The sequence below is a fragment of the Bacillus sp. EB106-02-03-XG38 genome (assembly GCF_058792175.1).
The window spans coordinates 410,029-427,228 of record NZ_JBYTED010000005.1 but is presented as its reverse complement, the minus strand read 5'-3'; the positions used below and the strand labels follow the sequence as shown (position 1 = coordinate 427,228).

19 protein-coding genes are annotated in these 17,200 nt (G+C 30.3%); 16 read left to right on the top strand and 3 right to left on the bottom strand.

The window, feature by feature from the left end:
- The first annotated feature begins 559 nt into the window (after positions 1 to 559).
- Positions 560 to 2,257 carry a helix-turn-helix domain-containing protein gene (locus AC3WTI_RS22780; protein WP_071757618.1) on the top strand — a complete coding sequence of 566 codons (1,698 nt, stop codon included), beginning with the start codon at positions 560 to 562 and terminating at the stop codon, positions 2,255 to 2,257.
- Positions 2,258 to 2,418: 161 nt separating this feature from the next.
- Here the strand turns inward: AC3WTI_RS22780 and AC3WTI_RS22775 are convergent, their stop codons facing one another.
- The gene (locus tag AC3WTI_RS22775; protein WP_097841750.1) at positions 2,419 to 2,886 is read right to left on the bottom strand and encodes an RsfA family transcriptional regulator; all 468 of its coding nucleotides are present in this window, start codon (positions 2,884 to 2,886) and stop codon (positions 2,419 to 2,421) included.
- Positions 2,887 to 3,238: 352 nt separating this feature from the next.
- Between AC3WTI_RS22775 and AC3WTI_RS22770 the strand changes: the two genes are divergently transcribed.
- The 5 genes from AC3WTI_RS22770 to AC3WTI_RS22750 all read left to right on the top strand — a co-directional run bounded on the left by AC3WTI_RS22770 (position 3,239) and on the right by AC3WTI_RS22750 (position 7,449).
- On the top strand, positions 3,239 to 4,888 hold the full coding sequence (locus tag AC3WTI_RS22770; protein ID WP_098904039.1) for a S8 family peptidase: 1,650 nt from the start codon (positions 3,239 to 3,241) through the stop codon (positions 4,886 to 4,888).
- A gap of 207 nt (positions 4,889 to 5,095) precedes the next feature.
- Positions 5,096 to 5,443, top strand: a complete 348-nt coding sequence (locus AC3WTI_RS22765; RefSeq protein ID WP_048530063.1) for a YxeA family protein — start codon at positions 5,096 to 5,098, stop codon at positions 5,441 to 5,443.
- Positions 5,444 to 5,812: 369 nt separating this feature from the next.
- A complete protein-coding gene (gene mntA, locus AC3WTI_RS22760) occupies positions 5,813 to 6,220 on the top strand; it encodes a type VII toxin-antitoxin system MntA family adenylyltransferase antitoxin (RefSeq protein WP_048530061.1) in 408 nt (135 codons plus the stop codon).
- A complete protein-coding gene (gene hepT / locus AC3WTI_RS22755) occupies positions 6,210 to 6,623 on the top strand; it encodes a type VII toxin-antitoxin system HepT family RNase toxin (RefSeq protein WP_098904040.1) in 414 nt (137 codons plus the stop codon). The genes mntA and hepT overlap by 11 nt, the downstream gene beginning before the upstream one ends.
- Before the next feature lie 415 nt (positions 6,624 to 7,038).
- Positions 7,039 to 7,449: a hypothetical protein gene (locus tag AC3WTI_RS22750; RefSeq protein WP_098904041.1), complete on the top strand. Its 411-nt coding sequence runs from the start codon at positions 7,039 to 7,041 to the stop codon at positions 7,447 to 7,449.
- A 614-nt stretch (positions 7,450 to 8,063) separates the two neighbouring features.
- On the opposite strand, the gene AC3WTI_RS22745 is transcribed toward AC3WTI_RS22750, so the two are convergent.
- Entirely contained in the window at positions 8,064 to 8,543 is a 480-nt protein-coding gene (locus tag AC3WTI_RS22745; protein WP_098904042.1) for a CPBP family intramembrane glutamic endopeptidase, read from the bottom strand.
- Positions 8,544 to 9,646: 1,103 nt separating this feature from the next.
- Here AC3WTI_RS22745 and AC3WTI_RS22740 point away from each other — a divergent pair.
- Both AC3WTI_RS22740 and AC3WTI_RS22735 read left to right on the top strand, forming a co-directional pair.
- Entirely contained in the window at positions 9,647 to 11,392 is a 1,746-nt protein-coding gene (locus tag AC3WTI_RS22740; protein WP_097841741.1) for a methyl-accepting chemotaxis protein, read from the top strand.
- A gap of 166 nt (positions 11,393 to 11,558) precedes the next feature.
- Positions 11,559 to 11,774 (top strand): alpha/beta-type small acid-soluble spore protein, encoded by a 216-nt coding sequence (locus AC3WTI_RS22735; RefSeq protein ID WP_001167047.1) that lies wholly within the window; start codon positions 11,559 to 11,561, stop codon positions 11,772 to 11,774.
- A gap of 75 nt (positions 11,775 to 11,849) precedes the next feature.
- On the opposite strand, the gene AC3WTI_RS22730 is transcribed toward AC3WTI_RS22735, so the two are convergent.
- A complete protein-coding gene (locus tag AC3WTI_RS22730) occupies positions 11,850 to 12,263 on the bottom strand; it encodes a hypothetical protein (RefSeq protein WP_070169553.1) in 414 nt (137 codons plus the stop codon).
- Positions 12,264 to 12,955: 692 nt separating this feature from the next.
- On the opposite strand from AC3WTI_RS22730, the gene AC3WTI_RS22725 reads away from it, so the two are divergent.
- The 8 genes from AC3WTI_RS22725 (at position 12,956) to AC3WTI_RS22690 (ending at position 17,106) form a co-directional block, all read left to right on the top strand.
- Positions 12,956 to 13,249: an ArsR/SmtB family transcription factor gene (locus AC3WTI_RS22725; RefSeq protein WP_097841740.1), complete on the top strand. Its 294-nt coding sequence runs from the start codon at positions 12,956 to 12,958 to the stop codon at positions 13,247 to 13,249.
- Positions 13,250 to 13,664: 415 nt separating this feature from the next.
- On the top strand, positions 13,665 to 14,147 hold the full coding sequence (locus AC3WTI_RS22720; RefSeq protein ID WP_097841739.1) for a hypothetical protein: 483 nt from the start codon (positions 13,665 to 13,667) through the stop codon (positions 14,145 to 14,147).
- On the top strand, positions 14,144 to 14,749 hold the full coding sequence (locus tag AC3WTI_RS22715) for a hypothetical protein (RefSeq protein ID WP_253621795.1): 606 nt from the start codon (positions 14,144 to 14,146) through the stop codon (positions 14,747 to 14,749). Before AC3WTI_RS22720 ends, AC3WTI_RS22715 begins: the two co-directional genes overlap by 4 nt.
- Before the next feature lie 247 nt (positions 14,750 to 14,996).
- Entirely contained in the window at positions 14,997 to 15,359 is a 363-nt protein-coding gene (locus AC3WTI_RS22710) for a hypothetical protein (protein WP_070169587.1), read from the top strand.
- A 67-nt stretch (positions 15,360 to 15,426) separates the two neighbouring features.
- Entirely contained in the window at positions 15,427 to 15,756 is a 330-nt protein-coding gene (locus AC3WTI_RS22705; RefSeq protein WP_097841738.1) for a nucleotide pyrophosphohydrolase, read from the top strand.
- A 121-nt stretch (positions 15,757 to 15,877) separates the two neighbouring features.
- The gene (locus AC3WTI_RS22700) at positions 15,878 to 16,345 is read left to right on the top strand and encodes a GNAT family N-acetyltransferase (RefSeq protein ID WP_097841737.1); all 468 of its coding nucleotides are present in this window, start codon (positions 15,878 to 15,880) and stop codon (positions 16,343 to 16,345) included.
- A 486-nt stretch (positions 16,346 to 16,831) separates the two neighbouring features.
- Entirely contained in the window at positions 16,832 to 16,951 is a 120-nt protein-coding gene (locus AC3WTI_RS22695; RefSeq protein ID WP_423778874.1) for a lariocidin family lasso peptide, read from the top strand.
- Between the two features lie 35 nt (positions 16,952 to 16,986).
- A complete protein-coding gene (locus AC3WTI_RS22690; protein ID WP_016135744.1) occupies positions 16,987 to 17,106 on the top strand; it encodes a lariocidin family lasso peptide in 120 nt (39 codons plus the stop codon).
- Positions 17,107 to 17,200: the final 94 nt, after the last annotated feature.

The following is a 17,200-nucleotide window of genomic DNA, read 5'->3' as shown; positions in this document are numbered from 1 at the left end:
AGAAAGAGCAACGATGTTGCAAGTTGAAGAGTTAAGGAAAGCAAAGCGCAAAAGGAGTGCAAGTAAAGCAGAATAGGTAAGAGAAAGAGCAACGATGTTGCAAGTTGAAGAGTTAAGGAAAGCAAAGCGCAAAAGGAATGCAAGTAAAGCAGAATAGGTAAAAGAAAGAGCAACGATGTTGCAAGTTGAAGAGTTAAGGAAAGCAAAGCGCAAAAGGAGTGCAAGTAAAGCAGAATAGGTAAGAGAAAGAGCAACGATGTTGCAAGTAAAGAGTTAAGGAAAGCAAAGTGCAAAAGGAGTGCAAGTAAAGCAGAATAGGTAAGAGAAAGAGCAACGGTGTTGCAAGTTGAGAAAAATAAGGGAAGCAAAGCGCAAAAGGAATGTAAGTAAGGAGAGATAGGTAAGAGAAAGGGCAAATGTGTTGCAAGTTGAGGAGTTAAGGAAAGAAAGACGCAAAATCTTGTAAATATCTGTTACAATAAATTAAATATAATAGTAGTGAGAAATCTTATAATGTAAACTACTTTGTTGTGATCCATGGTTTAGGGAGGAATATAAAGTGGATAACTTATTACAAATGTTTCGAGATGCCTTGTTAATCTCTGAGCCAATTTATAAGACCAATGAGCTAGTATGGAATAAGTGGAATGCATATTTTAAAGATGTTGAAAACAATAATAATAAAGTATTAACCTCACGTCATGCTTCCCCATCATTTACTGCATTAGTGTCTTGGCTAGAAAAAAAACAAGAATCCGGTACCACATTAGTACAAATTTATGCCAAAATTGATTCCTATAAGGAAGAAATATATAAAGAAATTGAAGGATTTATAGACAAAGAATTCCAAAATGTAGCATCTTCAAGCTCAATAATAGTAGAAAATGATCAAAATATCGAAGAGACAAGCATAGTAAACCATGAGGATTATTATGAGGTAAATAACTCTGCTGTTTATTATAAGTTAAGAGATGGGATTGCAAAAAATCAATTTGAAGAAGATGAATTAAGTAAAGTTTTACAATATCCTATTGAAACAAAATCTTCTAATGGTGTAGCTCAACTTTCTTCACACAAAGATGAAGATTTAAGACTTACTAATATAGAAGAAGCTGCTCGATGGAATACTCTTGTCGATGATGTAATGAGTAATATGGATGATTTAACGGCAGATTGTTTAGATGCAATTACAATACAATGGATAAACGAAGCAAAATCTCCAGACGAATTCATTGATTTTTCTTATGAGCAAGTTTTAGAGATGTGCAATATTCCAAAAACAGTAGTCAAAAATAAGGAATACTATAGAGCGGAAGATAAAATTAAAATAGCAAAAAGAATTGCGGCTTTAGCAAGTATTTTTATCTATTTAAATGATGATAATGAAGTCGTAGTATTAAATGATCGTGAAGATGAAGGGGAACGACTAGAATTAAAGCGTGAGGTTGTTAAGCGATTATTTGTATTAGATTCGGTTGTATTATGGAGACATAGTGTGACAAATGAATATATGGGCATTGAATCTTGTCGTATTAAGCCAGGCAGTTTTTTAACCAATTATTTATACGGATCAAATAATACAACAGCATTATTGTCTAAAAAAGCACTTGAATACAATAGCTATAGACATAAATATCATAAAAGGTTAATTCGATACTTAACATGGCAATGGAGAATTAGACAAATGTATTCATCATTGAAAAAGCCATATTCTATAGGTGGGGACAAAGGGCTGCTTGCGGTAATGGATATCCCAAAAGATTGGAAACCAAATCGTATTAGAGAACAGTTAGAAAATGTTCTAATGGATTTAGAAAATGAAAAAGTAATCTCTCATTGGGAGTATAGTGATCCACTTGATGAACAACAAATTGGGAAACGTAATTGGTTTAAAAATTATTACACTAACTTAGGAATCACGATTTTACCACCTGAGGAAATGCTACAATCAATGGATAGGGTAATTGGAAAGAAGATTATAGAAGAACCTCAAGAACAATTACCTGAAGTAACAGTTGTTAAAGAGATAAAGAAGACTGTAAAATCAGTTGAACAAATAGAAAAAAAGATTCGTGACCAAATACTGAAAGTACACAATGAAAAAAAGGTAAGCATTCGTGAAATAGCAGATGAAATCAGTATTTCTCCGTCTACATTATCTAGGTTTTGTAATTATAAAACAAAACGTTTGTCTAAAAAAGCATTAGAAAAGCTAACAAAATGGTGTGAAAGACAAGAAATACTAGAAAAGATGTAACATAGACTAAATATTTCTTTTAATAATAGTCAAATTAAAAATACACATACATTATGTATGTGTATTTTACTTATATATAATTACAAAATTCTGAATTTTCTATATTGACGTTGATTTTGGAGGGCGAAGGTCCTACTAGAGAATCAATATAGTTATGCTGTTTAATTTACTGGAATTAAATTTCTTGTCTTATCAATATGGTTCAGTAACATACGATATTCTTCTTCATACATAGTTAAACGTTGTAGAAGAGATTGATTCTCAGCTTTTAAATCTTCAATTTGATTTTGTAACTTTGTCAATTCATTCACATCTTTATAATTTTGTAAAAAGAGAATAATGTCATCTAATGTAATAGGCAAGGAGTTTGTTTCTTTTTCTGGTGGAGAAAAGGGAATGTTGTTTCCCGCTTTTTGCTCTTGTTTTGCTTGCTGTATTTCTTCTTGATATTGTTTTCTCACATATGAATTCCAACGAAATCCACAAGCTGCAGGTGTTCTAGCTAGTAGTTTTGCTACTTCTTTGAATGCAGCTAACTGTGTTCCACCGTTACGAATATTCTGAAGTACTGTTGATGCGAGAAGTAAATCGTTATCATCAGTCCAGGAATCTTGTCTCGAGATTACCACATTTTAACCTCCTTATATGTTTTATATTACATATATGCAATTACTCAAAATGATAGAAGCTCAACTTCTATTGAAATAATTGGGGGCAAGTTAAAAGAAGTATGTATGATTTTACATGCAAAATTGCATTTAAGGTTGACTATTTTTTTAGGTGTAACTATACTGGTTACAGTTATGCAACTGAATGAATAAAATTGTTGGTATGAATTAGTTGTATTAATGATGTTTAAACAAATATTAAAGAATGAATGGAGTTGAAAATACAGTCGGACATATAAAACGTTTTGATAAAAAGAAGTTAGGTAATATACATTTTTTTATAATTATATATTGATAAGAAGAGGTGCACGTTTTGAAAATTTTTAAGGGAATTCTAGTTTCTTCAATTGCATTAACAGCATTTAATGGAGTAGGCGGTATACTTCCAAGTGAAAAATCAGAAGTTGCCTACGCAGCTACTTACAATTATTCAAATAAGCAATTGAATTCTACTGTACATAAGCAAGCTACTAAACAATTAATTTTAAAATTTAAAAATGAAGCGAATTTACCATATCAGGATGGAATAGAAAAATTCATTAAAGAAGAAAAACAGGATCCTGAATTCATTGGAATTTTAGCTGAATATCCAAATGTAACTATAAATCGACTTTTTAATTCTTTAAATCCTAAAGAAATTAAAAATCTAGGTAAAGAAATAAAAGATTCCAATCATATTTCTTCTAATTTGCTAAACTACTATATTGTAGAAACTCAAGATGATATTGATGTACAAGCATTACTTACAAAAATTGAGAAATCATTTCTTGTTGAAACGGCGTATTTACAGGAAGAAGAGGCGCCACCAGAAGAGCGTTTACCAAATTTATCTGTTAATCCATATGATGAGCCTAGACTTACAAGACAAGGTTACCTTGAACCAGCACCATTAGGAATTAATGCACCTTATGCCTGGAGCATAAAAGGTGGGGATGGAAAAGGGACTACTTTCGTAGATATGGAGTATGGGTGGTTATTTAGTCATGAGGATTTAGTGAATCAAAAGATTGAATTGATATCTGGACAGAATAAAAGCGAGCACCATGATCATGGTACATCAGTCTTAGGAATTGTTTCGGCAGAGGATAATAACATAGGTGGAATTGGGATCGCACCTAAAGCTAAGGTAAAGGTTGTATCTCAGATTAGGGATAACGGAAATTATAATACAGCTGATGCTATTCTAAGTGCAGTTAACAATATGCAAGCTGGAGATATCCTTTTATTAGAAGCCCAGGCTACTTATGATGGATATGGAGATAAGAACTATCTTCCTGTAGAAGTAAAACCGGATATATTTGATGCAATTCGTCTGGGAGCAAATAAAGGAATTATTATTATTGAAGCAGGTGCAAACGGCGGAAATGACTTGGATCAATTTAGAGACCGTAGTGGTAAACAAGTTTTAAATCGTAATAGTCCTGATTTTAAAGATTCAGGGGCAATTATGGTTGGGGCAGCTTCTGCAAGGGTTCCTCATAAACGTTCATATTTCTCTAATTACGGTAGTAGAGTGGATGTGTATGGATGGGGGAATGCAGTAGATACTACAGATGCTAAACCAAGTGAATTTATAACAAATCTATATACATCTAGTTTTGCTGGAACATCTAGTGCATCGCCTATTATTGCTGGTGCTGCTGCATCAATTCAAGGAATTGTAAAAAATAATCAGGGAAAAGTATATACCCCAAGCCAGCTTAGGGATATTTTAAGTGATCCTAGTACTGGAACGAAATCTAACGATCCAATCTCTGATAAAATTGGTGTTTTACCCGATCTAAAAGCTATTTTATCTAAACTTGGTTTTTCACCAAAGTTAAGTAATGATTCTTCCATTGTATTTCCTGAGGAGCAAGAAATAAATAAAGGGAATAAGGGAAATGAAGGATCTACTATTACGTTCCCGAAAGAGGATTCCGATAATAGTGAAGGAAACTCTAACTTCATTTTCCCAGAATAATAGAAATATCTCCTATTTAGAATAAGGCAAAATAGTATACTCAATAAGAACAAAGGATATGAATTCAATAGAAATATGAATTCATATCCTTTTAATTATTCTATTTTTACTACCTTACAAAAACGTAATGTTAGCGTAATGGAAATGAATTTTGGCAGCCAATAGATTAGGATATAATTTTGTGAGAAAAGATATGAGGTGAATAATATGAAACGAATAGTGCTTATGTGTAGTGTTTTTGTGATGTTTACCGTGTTGTTATCGGGATGTAATTTAAATCGTCTTGGTACAGATACATATTATGTGCAAATTACCAAGGATGGTGAAAAATTAAAAGAGAAAAATGTAAATGGGGATACGACTTACGAATATAAATTACCTGGATTTGATAAGGATGGTAAAGAGAAAGAAATGGAGTTTACAGCGTTAAAAAACCTTCGTAAAGAAGCGTTTTTACGTATATATTACTCTGAGAAAAAAGGTGTGAAATCTTGGGAAGAAGTTAAAAAAGAAGAACTCCCTACAAAGGTAAAAGAAAAATTAAAGGTGGATTAATATATAATTCTTTGTTAGAGCAATATATCCTCAAACTATCAGAATGTATATTGTGAAATAGGCTAAAGTTCTTTAGAGTTGTAAAAGTAAGAGGCTGACAGTTATTGTCAGTCTTTTACTTTTGTAGGAAGGAAATATAAAAGGCATTTAACGGACAAGTGTTGGATTATTAACAATTATTTAAGATCTAAAGCTACAATATATCTACTCCTGAACTATAATAATTTTAGGTCAGAAATAAGCTTCTAATTTTGTGAGCAGTTAAATACTAAAAAGGCTTAATTTTGTTTAAGTATTTGTAGCCGCTTAAAGGATTTATGATTGGTTATGATATAATAAAATTCAAGTATAATAAGGGGGATTAATTAGATGATTTTTCAAAGCATGATAACAGCTATTATAGAAAAATTACAAGAGACGGTGAATCCCTATTGGATAATTGTGTTTGGATCAACGGCTGAGAACAGAGAACGAGAAGATAGTGATATTGATATAGCTTATTTAAGTGACAAAACTTTAGGGAACTATGAACGTTTTTTATTAGCACAGGAGTTAGCTAACATTGTTCATAAAGATGTTGATTTAGTTGATTTATCCGAAGCTTCTACAGTTTTTCAAGCTCAGATTATACATACAGGAAAGACAATATTTTGTTCGGATGAAAGACGTAAGGTCATTTTTGAAATGAAAACCTTAAAAATGTATTCAAAATTGAATGAAGAACGACAGATAGTTTTTGATGATATAAAGAAAAGAGGTTCTATATATGAAGAATGAGGTTATTTTAAATAAAATTTCTACAGTAGAGCGTTGTATAAAAAGAATTCAAGATGTGTATGGAAATGACCCTGAAAATTTAGAGGATTTTACAAAACAAGATTCAATAATATTGAACATACAAAGAGCTTGTGAAGCAAGTATTGATTTAGCGATGCATATTGTTGCAGGGAAAAAATTAGGACTACCCCAATCTAGTCGAGAGGCCTTTGATTTATTGGTTACAGCAGGATTACTTAGCGCTGATCTTGCAAATAAGTTAAAGGCAATGGTTGGATTTCGTAATATTGCTGTTCATGATTATCAAAGTGTAAATTTAGATATTGTTCGTCAAATTATTGAAAAACATTTAACTGATTTTAAACTATTTACGAAAGAAGTAATGGAGATATTGGAATTTTAGACAAAAGAACAGAATAATAGGGCTGAGAAAGAAAGTAATTCTATAATTCCCAAACCAGCTATTGAAACAATCACTTAATTTCGTAAGAAGAAACGCGGTCATAAGAGGAATTTATTTATCTTGTAGTGAAGCTTTACATGAAATGTATGAAGATAATAGTAGGAACAATATCCAAATACAATTTTATCAACAAATAAGTAAATATTTTTAAAACTAATTTTTATACATATAATGTATACCAAAAACAAAAAAGTTTCCGTAAGGAAACTTTTTTGTTTTTGGTGAATTTACAGCGGTTAATTAATATACAGTTTTTGAGAAAAATGATGAATCATGTTAAATCATCTTCATTTACACGAACGTGAACGTAGTATAAAAAGGAAGCATATCCAAAATAATTAAAGGGGCTGAAAAAATGATTAAAAAACTTATTATTGGTTCTATTGCTTTCGGCGCAACAATAGGAGTGAGTGAACCTACATTTGCTGCTACAATGTATTCTCCATCAAAGTTTAAAGAAACTCAAAATTTCCATGTGCAATCTCTAGATTCTCCATGGCAGTATTTAGGGCAAACTTCAAGGGAATTTCAAATTAAAAGTAACGATCCAAAAGTATTAGCTTTTGAACTAGCAAAAGAAGCGCCATTTTACGAAGAAGAATTAATAGATACCTGTTCTGTAATTTTAGATGCGAATGTAGGTGTTGTATATTGGACAAGTAAGGAATGGGTTAGATTTGAAGAAGGAAACTATGAGTTTAAACATGAAATTAAAGTTTTTAGTGATAAAGAACGTCAGCAATTAATCACTGCGCTAGAATCTTAAATCTTTTACAAAAAAGAAGCTATGCTATACTCCCTCTATAGTAGATAGGAAAAGAAAACACATTAACCTGTTTACTATGGAGGGGATTTTTCTATGGGTTAAATTAGAATTACTCGCTATACAAAATGCAAAGAAAAAGAATTGCGTTTATACTCAAAAAAGGTATAAAGGATAAAACTGTTGCGAAAGAATTAGAGATTTATTGTCCTATTATAAGTTGTTGGATGAAATAATTCGAAACTGTAGGTATTAAAGAACTAGAAGAATAACGTGGGGAAAAAAAGGATTATGTTTAGGTACTAAGACTAAACGATTGGAAGAAGAGAATGAGATGTTAGAAAAATGAAGAAAAGTATGTCACGAAAGCGAAACTTTTAGGATAATGTATGTATAAAAAGAATTCTTTCGCTATGTTAAGTGCGCAAATATATATAGTTTTATAATCATTAAAGATTTCAAAAGAAATTAAGCCACCTGAGCCCATACAAATATAGACTCAGGTGGCTTAATTCTTAGTTACGCTTTGAAAATACGGGCACTCTCTAATCTTTATTTCGTGTCTTTTACCTTAAATAAGTACAAACATAATTTATTAATCTATATTATCTTTAAATTTATAAATTTGATGCTATAAAAGCAATAGAATTATGTAATAAGTGAATTAAAAACACAACCCAAAAAGCAGACATTGTAACCCGATATTTTTCATTCTTTTTTTTATATACCCAATAAGCATAGTTATATAAAAGACCAATTATGGTTGTACCAACTATATAAGTGATTCCATATTGATGATTTAATCCAAATATAATTGATGCCATTAAAATGATAAGGTAATCGCGATTTTTAATATAAGGAATCCAACTTAATATCCAAAATAAAAATACTTGAAAAACTATTGTTTCATATATAGGTGCCGCCAATACCCCTAATAAAACTTGCAGAATAAGAGGTGCTTCTGTTATTGGGTTTTTTTGTATTTCAGGTAAGAATAGATCTAATGGTATAACAAATAAAAATGTTCCTAATAAAATAAGAAAAACAAAAGAAATTGTAGGCAAAGCAAACATAAATCTATTTATTTTTTTTAGCATATATATTTCTCCTATAATCTTTTATTACATATATACAAAAAGTAATATAAAATTGAGTCTCTTTTTGTTTCACATCTTTTTTCGTTTACTATTGATGGAAATTGTTCTGTAATTGAATCCTTGGCTTATATAGGTGTAGCTATAAAGTAGGCATATTTTAACACCATATTGTTAATATCAAAATATTAAAGAGCAAAGTGAGATATTAATGTCACAACAATTCTATGATAAATAATATATCAAGATTCTTAAGGAAATCTGTTGTATAGGGCACTCTTGCATTAATTATTTTACTATATGAATATTTAAGTGCATATAGTTTCGGGAGAGTATGTATTTTTGCATATTTTTAATATAAAACTTTACTTACTATGCTGCTTCATATGAATTTAAGGCAATTAAAGAATCAAGGCCAAAAAAGTCCAAGTTTAATTTGTACAAGTAAATATTAAAATGTTATAGAAAAATAAGGAAAATAGTTATAAAATAGGAAACTGGAAGGAACTTTCCAGTTTGTTTTTGTTGTGCGAGATAAAGGTGGCCAAAGATGAGGGCTTAAGAATTCTCGTCATGGTTTAAAACTAACACTTAACATAATTAATTTAAAAGAAATCAGTATAAATGAAAAAGGTGAAGTAGAAGAAAGTTTACGTCTTCCTACTAATAGATTTCCAGAAACAGCTGAATCTATAAAGGATTCGATTGCAAATGGGAAAACTGATATTTGTAGAATAGATCATAATGGGGTTCAAAATGAAGAAAATAAACTTTAGCATTATTAATTATAGGTTTCATAACTATTATTTCTTTAGTGGAGATATATAAGAGATTGTTGTAAATTAGCCATATTTTAATGCTCATTACAATGGCATGATGCTTTGAGATTTAAATACATAAATGCTTAGATTCATTAAATTATTACTTTAAATATAGTGAAGTTATCAGTATACAAGGAAAAAAACTCTATCAAACGAAAAAAATTGGAGCGTTTGGTTGAATGACTAGTATGCTATTTCAAATATTTAAATTAATAACAGAAAGAGAACCTTTTTATATGTTACTACTTTGTTTTTGTATTGTTGAAAATAAGAAAGGTGAAATCAATGAAAAAATATTGGCATAAGTTATCGTTGCTTCAGAAAAATGTATTACTAACGGTATTAGTAATTCTGACGCTTGTGGGAAGTATGGGGGCGTTGAGTTTTAACATGTTTCAAAATAGTATGATGTTTATATTTGAAAGGCAGTCTTTTGAAACGGGAGATACATTAATAAACCAATTAGATCTGGAAATAGTAAGAGATGTGGCAAAAGACCCCACAGCACAAAGAGTGAAGAAAGAAAGATTGACAGAGCAATTAGATAAAGCTATAAAAAATATGAAAAGTGTCGGACAAACATATGTTACAGGGGCCAAGCTAAATGATAAAGCAGAATTACAATTAGTAGCTTTGGATACAGAATTAGCAGATACGGTTTCTGTAAAACTAGGTTCTGTAAAAACAGGTGACTATTATGAGCATCCTACTCATTGGAAGAAGACATACAACCAAGTAATGAAAACGAAACAGGCACAAATGACAGAAGTGTATGAAGATGTACTAGGTACATGGGTAACAATTTTAGAGCCAATTACTGATGAAGATAATAATATAATTGCAATTGTTGCAGCGGATTTAGACGCTTCTATTATTCCTCTTACAAAGAAAGAATTTATAGTGAACGGTTTACTATTTATAATCATTTCATTAACAATTGCAATTACAATTCAAATATTCATCTCACGAAAATCTCTATCGCCTTTAAAGGATTTACAAGAAGGGTTACGTAAAGTTGGTGAAGGGGATTTAAGTATTAAATTGAATGAAAGGTCTGATGATATAGGGATAACTAATATCTATTTTAATAACACTATTAAAAAGTTTAATAGGATTATAGATAAAGTAAGGCAGACGGCTGAACAAGTTTCGACATCCTCACAGGAATTGTCGGTAAGTACAAAAGCGAATAGTATAGCCTTTAAAGAAATTGCAAGTGCTACTACAGGATTAAATTTAGGAGCACATTCTCATGAATATGTAGTGCAAAAATGTTTAGGAATTGTTCAAGAAATGAAAGAAATTAAAGGAGCTGCAAAACAAGTTAGGAATGCCTCGGAAGACATGGAACAGCATTCTGGAGAAGGAAAAGATTTGATTAAGCAAATTGTGAATCAAATGAAAAGAATCCAAGATACAGTTCAAGATGTATCTTCTAGTATGTGTGCATTAGAAGCACAATCTAAGGAAATTAGTGAAATTCTTAATGTAATTACAATTATGTCAAAGCAAACAAATATGTTAGCCATAAATGCTTCTACTGAAGCCTTATGTGCTGGAGAGATGGGGAAAGGATTTTCAGTTGTTTCGGATGAGGTACGTATATTAGCGGAAAAAACCGAGGCATCTGCAAGGGATATAGCTAAATTAGTTGATGAAACCCAAGCTGAAGCAGATGAGGCTGTAAAATCTATACAGAAGATTTCAAAGGAAGTAGAATCAGGAATAACACTTGTTCAAAGTAGCGGTGCTTTCTTTGAAAAGATTTCAGAATCAGCTCAATCTGTTACCAGTCAAATTAAAGTGGCTTCGAATAATTCAAGTGACATTTTAAAAGATAATCAAACTATTGTTCAGATTGTAAATGAATTATCACACATTGCAAATACATATGTGAATAGCAGTAGTAATGTAGAGACAAGTATGAAAGAGCAAGAACTGTATGTACAAGATATTGCAGAGTTGGCGAATTCTTTGAATTGGCTTTCCCAAGAGTTACAGGAGTTAATAGGGGAATTCAAAAGTAAGTAGGATAGGAGAAGGGTTAGGTATAGGTAATGACCTATGCCTTTATTTATGCCCATATAAAGAGTGAAAGCTAAGGTATATATGTAAAATGGCTAAACGAATAATTTTTTTGCATATTTTGTTGGAAATAGAGCATGATATTACCAAATTCAACGGAGGTGTTTAAAAAATGCAAATTCGCGAAAATAATAATTCAAACGAAATCTTAATAGCAGCTGCAGCAAGTGCAATTGAACAAATGAAATATGAAATTGCTCAGGAGTTTGGTGTTACACTTGGACCGGATTCAACAGCAAGAGCAAATGGTTCAGTAGGTGGAGAAATTACAAAACGTTTAGTTCGTATGGCGCAAGAGCAGTTATCTGGTCAATATAAAATTCACTAAAGTTAAAGGTATATCCCATGGAAGGGATATACCTTTTTAATTTGCCTTTAAAGAGGATAGTGAAAATTTTTATTGCTAGTTAAATTTAGACACTGCAAATTTGGCTGTGAAATTCATCTTCTTCATGTAAGAAGAATTTACGCCTGCTTGAAATTGAACAGAAATATTACCGTCTTTTTGTGCTTTGAATACGCGACCATATGGTGAATTAGCATTGTATGTGCCAATTACTTGATCATCCGCATCAAAGACTGTATAAGAAATTGGGAACCCGGAGTTTTGTACAAAGACCGTAAGTTCTTCCCCTTTACTAAGATTAAATGATTCTTTTTGAGAAACTTCATAGGAACTCATAGAGTAATATTTTGTAACTTCTTGAATGTCTAAGTTCGTAGTTGCCGCACTTGCTTTTGGTGCCTCTGCTCCTGGTAAATTCATACCTGATAGTACTGCAATTCCTAATGCCCCTGCTAAAATAACTTTTTTCATAATGCTAGTTCCTCCTTTAATAAATTGTGAGATTTGAAAACGAAGTGAAAATATCACTTCTTGAAACCATTATAGTTACAACGAGAATGATTTTCAATGAGATTTGATATGTAATTCTGCATACATAAGATTTCGATATAAGGTAATCTATCCGAAGTTTAAAGTATTCTTAAATAAGGAGAGAACAAATTTTCAAAACTATGAATGAGATGGTAGTTGATTTTTACATACGTTGGTTATTTAAAAGAAAACGAAATAGAAAGTATATTTAGGGAAATTTAAAAGGCCTTGTCATTATAGACAAGGCCTTTTAAAAAGGGACACAATTGACAACTGAAGGTGACTTCATATTACCATTTTTGGTATTTTAATTCCAGGTGTTCATATTGAGAAATAAAATGATTATTTTGTAGAGTGTGAGATGGGAGATACTTCCTATTAATTTTTCAGGATGGGAAGGCATAAGCAGAATTTTTTATTTGCTTTAAACAAGGGATAGAAGAAATACTTTTGCTTAGTAAAGCGTGTTAATCATAGTTCAAAGTTATGTAAAAAACTGTTTTCAGAATAGGTGTCCTTTTTGTTTTAAGAAGAGAATATATTTTCTCAACAGGACAAATGGTAAACATCTATAAGTACTATTTATAAGGATAATAAGAAAAATAGAAATTAATAATAAAGGAGAATGCGAAATGAAAACAGTAGTAACTGATAGAGATCTAGCTGAAATCCGCGAAGAAGACGTAGATGTTTTAAAGGTAATGGCACATCCGGTTCGATTACAAATTGTAAATGAATTAATGAAACATCAAATGTGTAATGTTACGCAGTTAACGGAAATATTAAAACTCCCACAATCTACTGTTTCACAGCATCTATCAAAATTAAGGGGAACCGTACTTCGTGCAGAAAGAAAGGGATTAGAGATGCATTATTATATAGATAATGTTAAGGCTCGGCAGATTGTTGGAATTTTAGGCTTGTAGGTTAATAAAAAGCAAAAAAGTTTCCTGTTATCAAGTAGGGAACTTTATATATATAATAATTTTATTTTGTGAGGATTACTGTATAAATAAGGGAATATTGTCCATAGAATTTCTGTACCTCTCAAAGGAGTGTAATGAAATAAGATCTATTAATTTGTTTTCAATAGAGCTTATAATTATGTTTATGTTATTAAATATTTTTTTGGGTGCTTATATTGATGGAATTTAGCTAATTCATAGGAAGATGTGGAGTAGGTTTATTATTTTCTTTAGAAATAATAAACCTACTGTATTAACTGAGTTTTCTTATAAGAATTATATCAAATTATTTTAGTAATAAACAGACTTGAAGTCACTTCCTAATAAATCGTAAAATTTACATGTAAGGTAAATACAGGAATATTTGGAGGTTGTTATGAAAAGGTTATTAGCAAAATCATTATTAGGTATTTCAGCATTTTCTCTATTAACTACATCATTTTCTATGAGTACGCAAGCAGCGACTCATGAATTAGATAATGTACCGGTTATTAGTGTAGAAACAGTAGAAGATAGTAAAATTGAAGTGGTAGAATTTAATCAAGTAGAACGATTTGCATTCCCATTAGCCATTCCTGTGATTATTTGGGGTGCTAGAGGCGCACAAGTAGTTCATAAGGTATGGAAAGCAGGTAAATTAGTTACAATTGGATCTGCTGTTGGTATTTCTGGAATGAAAGCACAAGATGTCATTGGTAAATATAAAAAAGGTGCTATTAATAAGGAATTTCCAGGCTCAATGAAAAATAAAACGGTGAAGGAGATTGAAGATTTAGCTAAAAAAGGAAATAAAGATGCGAAAAAGGCAAAAAAATTACTAACAGATAAGAGATTTAACAAGGGTGATAATAGAAAATGAGTATAATTACTAAAAGTGATATTTTAAATACAGTAGATTCATTTTTTTCATATGAAAGACCTACGGATAAATCATCAGTAAAAATTTTAAAGCCAAATGAGAGGTTACTTTCTTTAAAGCAAAATAGTCAAGAAGATAATATAGATAAAATTTGGTATACCAAGTTTCAAAAATTATACTCTAATAATGCAGTTGTTAATTGGACGGATTTACCTAATAGCCAGTGTTTAGAGTATAAGGTTTTAGCTCACAGTAATCAGAAAGTTTTAGATGATGATATTGAGTTAATTAAATTATTAGGCGGAAAAAGAGTAGATTTAAGGATCTTTATTAGTTTACTAGGAAATTATTATTACTGTATGTTAGAGGAAACTAGCTATATTAAAGAAACAGACGAATGGAATTTCAAAAATATAAGTGATAGTGGACAATATGTTAAACTTCTAGAAGAGACTAAAATTTTTATGGATAAAAAAGGGTTTAGTTATATCTCTAAAGAGTTATTAAATACTACATTAGAAGGCATAGAAACAGAATATATTTCTTGTAATAAGGTCACTTTATTTAATTGCTTATTCTCTGAATTTGAATCTATAGATTAATAATAGGATGATAGCTTTCATTTTGTTTAATAAGCTATGAGAAACTTTCTTAAAACAATATTAATTATTAGATTACTATCAAATAGATATATAGACTAAAAAACCTTCCTTAATGGAAGGTTTTTTAGTGCTTAATTTAAATAGGATGGGAATAATATGTAAAAACCTGATAGTATAATATATAATTTTAGGAGAGTAAAAAATATAGGAGAGACCAATTGAGTTATCCATTAAAGGAGATTGCTATATGTATAATTGTAATCAATGTGGAACAGAAATAATTACGCAACTGCAAGATAGATATAGAGAATATTGCCCGAAATGTGAAATGCCTAGGCCGAGTAGCTTATTGTACTATAATTTATATGAGCTACTAGAATTTATGGAAGTTAATGAATACTTGAGTAAGGAAAGTATGCTACATAATTTTCTAAAATGGGAGTTTGAGTTAACGGAAGGGCGTATCTTCAAGTTACATTTAGATGTTGACAGATATGATCAAATCGGTGATGAGAATTTTACAAAACAATTAGAAACATATATGAAAGGAATCCGATTAAAATTAAATGTTAAATATGAGGATGATTATATCTGGGTTAAGGTTAATTAGTAGGACTCTACATATAATGTGTTCTAGTTTGAAAAGATAGTAAGAAATAGAGAGGAGATTAATAGTAATGGAAGATTTAAAGAAGGAAGTAATAAGATTTCGAGATGAGAGAAATTGGGGACAATTTCATAATGCAAAGGATTTAGCCATTTCATTGAATTTAGAAGCTGCGGAATTGCTTGAGACTTTTCAATGGAAGTCCAGTCAAGAAGCAACGGAGACTAAAATGCAGGAAATGAAAGAAGAAATAGCTGATGTAATGATTTACTTGCTTCTGCTAAGTGATCAATTAAATATAAATTTAGAAGAGGCAGTACAACTTAAGCTTATAAAAAATGCTGAGAAATATCCTGTAGAAAAAGCATTTGGAAAAAATAAAAAGTATAATGAACTCTAGAAGAGGAATGATATTTTTACATATTATTTAAAATTAAGATTATATTTTATCAACTTTGTTTAACTTGCCAGGTACAATTTATTACACTATATTAGTAGAAACTTACAAAGGAGGTTTTAAAATGGAAATTAGTATTAAAAAACTAGATAAAAAAATAGACAATCGAGAGAGTATTAAAAAAATAATAGAATTATGGAATCTAAACGCAATAGAAACTGCAGATTGTGAATTAGAGGAAAGTCATAAAAAAGGGATTGAAGAGCAATTAGTGGAATTGATTCAATCAAGATATGGTGCAGTTTTTGTAGGAACTGATGAAAATAATAATCTAATTGGTTATGGAATTGGCTCAATAAAGCAAGATTTGGTTACAGATATGTTATATGGTCAAATAGAGGAAGTTTATGTGAAATCAGAATATAGAAGACAGCAAATTGCGCAAAATTTAGTTGGAAATATAAGCAATTGGTTGAATCAAGAAAATGTCTCTTTAATTCATGTTTATGTTGACTTAGCTAATAAATTGGCATTGAATTTTTGGGAGAATACAGGATTTGAAAAAGAATTTTTTCTTTTATCTAATAGTTAATCAATATAATGAAAGTATAAATAAAGATAGGATCACTATAATAATAGCATTTCGCTACTATAGTGATCCTATTTTTATTTATAAGAAAATAAAGGTTGAAAGTCATTATTTAGAAACATTTAACAGAATATTCAAATTAACGATAAAGGAATAAGTGCACTTACATCTTATGATTTAGGGGTGGAATTACATAAATTACTTATATTTACATAAAAGTATATAAAGTTGAAAAAATAGATTAAAGAGACTTTATTTAGAAAATATTTACATTTTTATCAATAGTAAACAAATAATTCAGATAAGTAATAAAAATACATTTTTTTGTTTATATGTGTTGATAAAATGTTATTTTTTGGATAAAAATACATCCATTTGTAGAATTTTGATGTTAAATGTAAAAAAAAGTAGTTTCTTGAGTAGTTTACATTCTAATTTCTTGTGTATAAACTTCAACTTAATTCCATAGAAAGGAGGGGGAAAAGAAAAATGAAAAAACTAGAAGCAGGGAAAGTAAAGGTATATGGATCATTTATGGCGGTAACATTAGCGAAGAAGAACAAACCAGGTGATGGAACAAGAACAAAAGGAATCCGCAAAGGATTATAAACGTTATTAAATTAAAAATAAGGGAGAGAAGAAAAATGAAAAAATTAGAAGCAGGGAAAGTAAAGGCATATGGATCATTTATGGCAGTAACATTAGCGAAGAAAAACAAACCAGGTGATGGAACAAGAACAAAAGGAATCCGTAAAGGACTATAAACGTTATTAAATTAAAAAATAAGGGAGAGAAGAAAAATGAAAAAATTAGAAGCAGGGAAAGTAAAGGCATATGGATCATTTATGGCAGTAACAT

Bases quoted from the DNA above. Each gene is read 5' to 3' on its own strand.
- AC3WTI_RS22705 (WP_097841738.1), top strand. From the start codon at position 15,427: ATGGAAGATTTAAAGAAGGAAGTAATAAGATTTCGAGATGAGAGAAAT.
- AC3WTI_RS22765 (WP_048530063.1), top strand. From the start codon at position 5,096: ATGAAACGAATAGTGCTTATGTGTAGTGTTTTTGTGATGTTTACCGTG.
- hepT (WP_098904040.1), top strand. From the start codon at position 6,210: ATGAAGAATGAGGTTATTTTAAATAAAATTTCTACAGTAGAGCGTTGT.
- AC3WTI_RS22710 (WP_070169587.1), top strand. From the start codon at position 14,997: ATGTATAATTGTAATCAATGTGGAACAGAAATAATTACGCAACTGCAA.
- AC3WTI_RS22695 (WP_423778874.1), top strand. From the start codon at position 16,832: ATGAAAAAACTAGAAGCAGGGAAAGTAAAGGTATATGGATCATTTATG.
- AC3WTI_RS22735 (WP_001167047.1), top strand. From the start codon at position 11,559: ATGCAAATTCGCGAAAATAATAATTCAAACGAAATCTTAATAGCAGCT.
- AC3WTI_RS22750 (WP_098904041.1), top strand. From the start codon at position 7,039: ATGATTAAAAAACTTATTATTGGTTCTATTGCTTTCGGCGCAACAATA.
- AC3WTI_RS22715 (WP_253621795.1), top strand. From the start codon at position 14,144: ATGAGTATAATTACTAAAAGTGATATTTTAAATACAGTAGATTCATTT.
- AC3WTI_RS22700 (WP_097841737.1), top strand. From the start codon at position 15,878: ATGGAAATTAGTATTAAAAAACTAGATAAAAAAATAGACAATCGAGAG.
- AC3WTI_RS22745 (WP_098904042.1), bottom strand. From the start codon at position 8,543: ATGCTAAAAAAAATAAATAGATTTATGTTTGCTTTGCCTACAATTTCT.
- AC3WTI_RS22730 (WP_070169553.1), bottom strand. From the start codon at position 12,263: ATGAAAAAAGTTATTTTAGCAGGGGCATTAGGAATTGCAGTACTATCA.
- mntA (WP_048530061.1), top strand. From the start codon at position 5,813: ATGATTTTTCAAAGCATGATAACAGCTATTATAGAAAAATTACAAGAG.
- AC3WTI_RS22725 (WP_097841740.1), top strand. From the start codon at position 12,956: ATGAAAACAGTAGTAACTGATAGAGATCTAGCTGAAATCCGCGAAGAA.
- AC3WTI_RS22740 (WP_097841741.1), top strand. From the start codon at position 9,647: ATGAAAAAATATTGGCATAAGTTATCGTTGCTTCAGAAAAATGTATTA.
- AC3WTI_RS22690 (WP_016135744.1), top strand. From the start codon at position 16,987: ATGAAAAAATTAGAAGCAGGGAAAGTAAAGGCATATGGATCATTTATG.
- AC3WTI_RS22720 (WP_097841739.1), top strand. From the start codon at position 13,665: ATGAAAAGGTTATTAGCAAAATCATTATTAGGTATTTCAGCATTTTCT.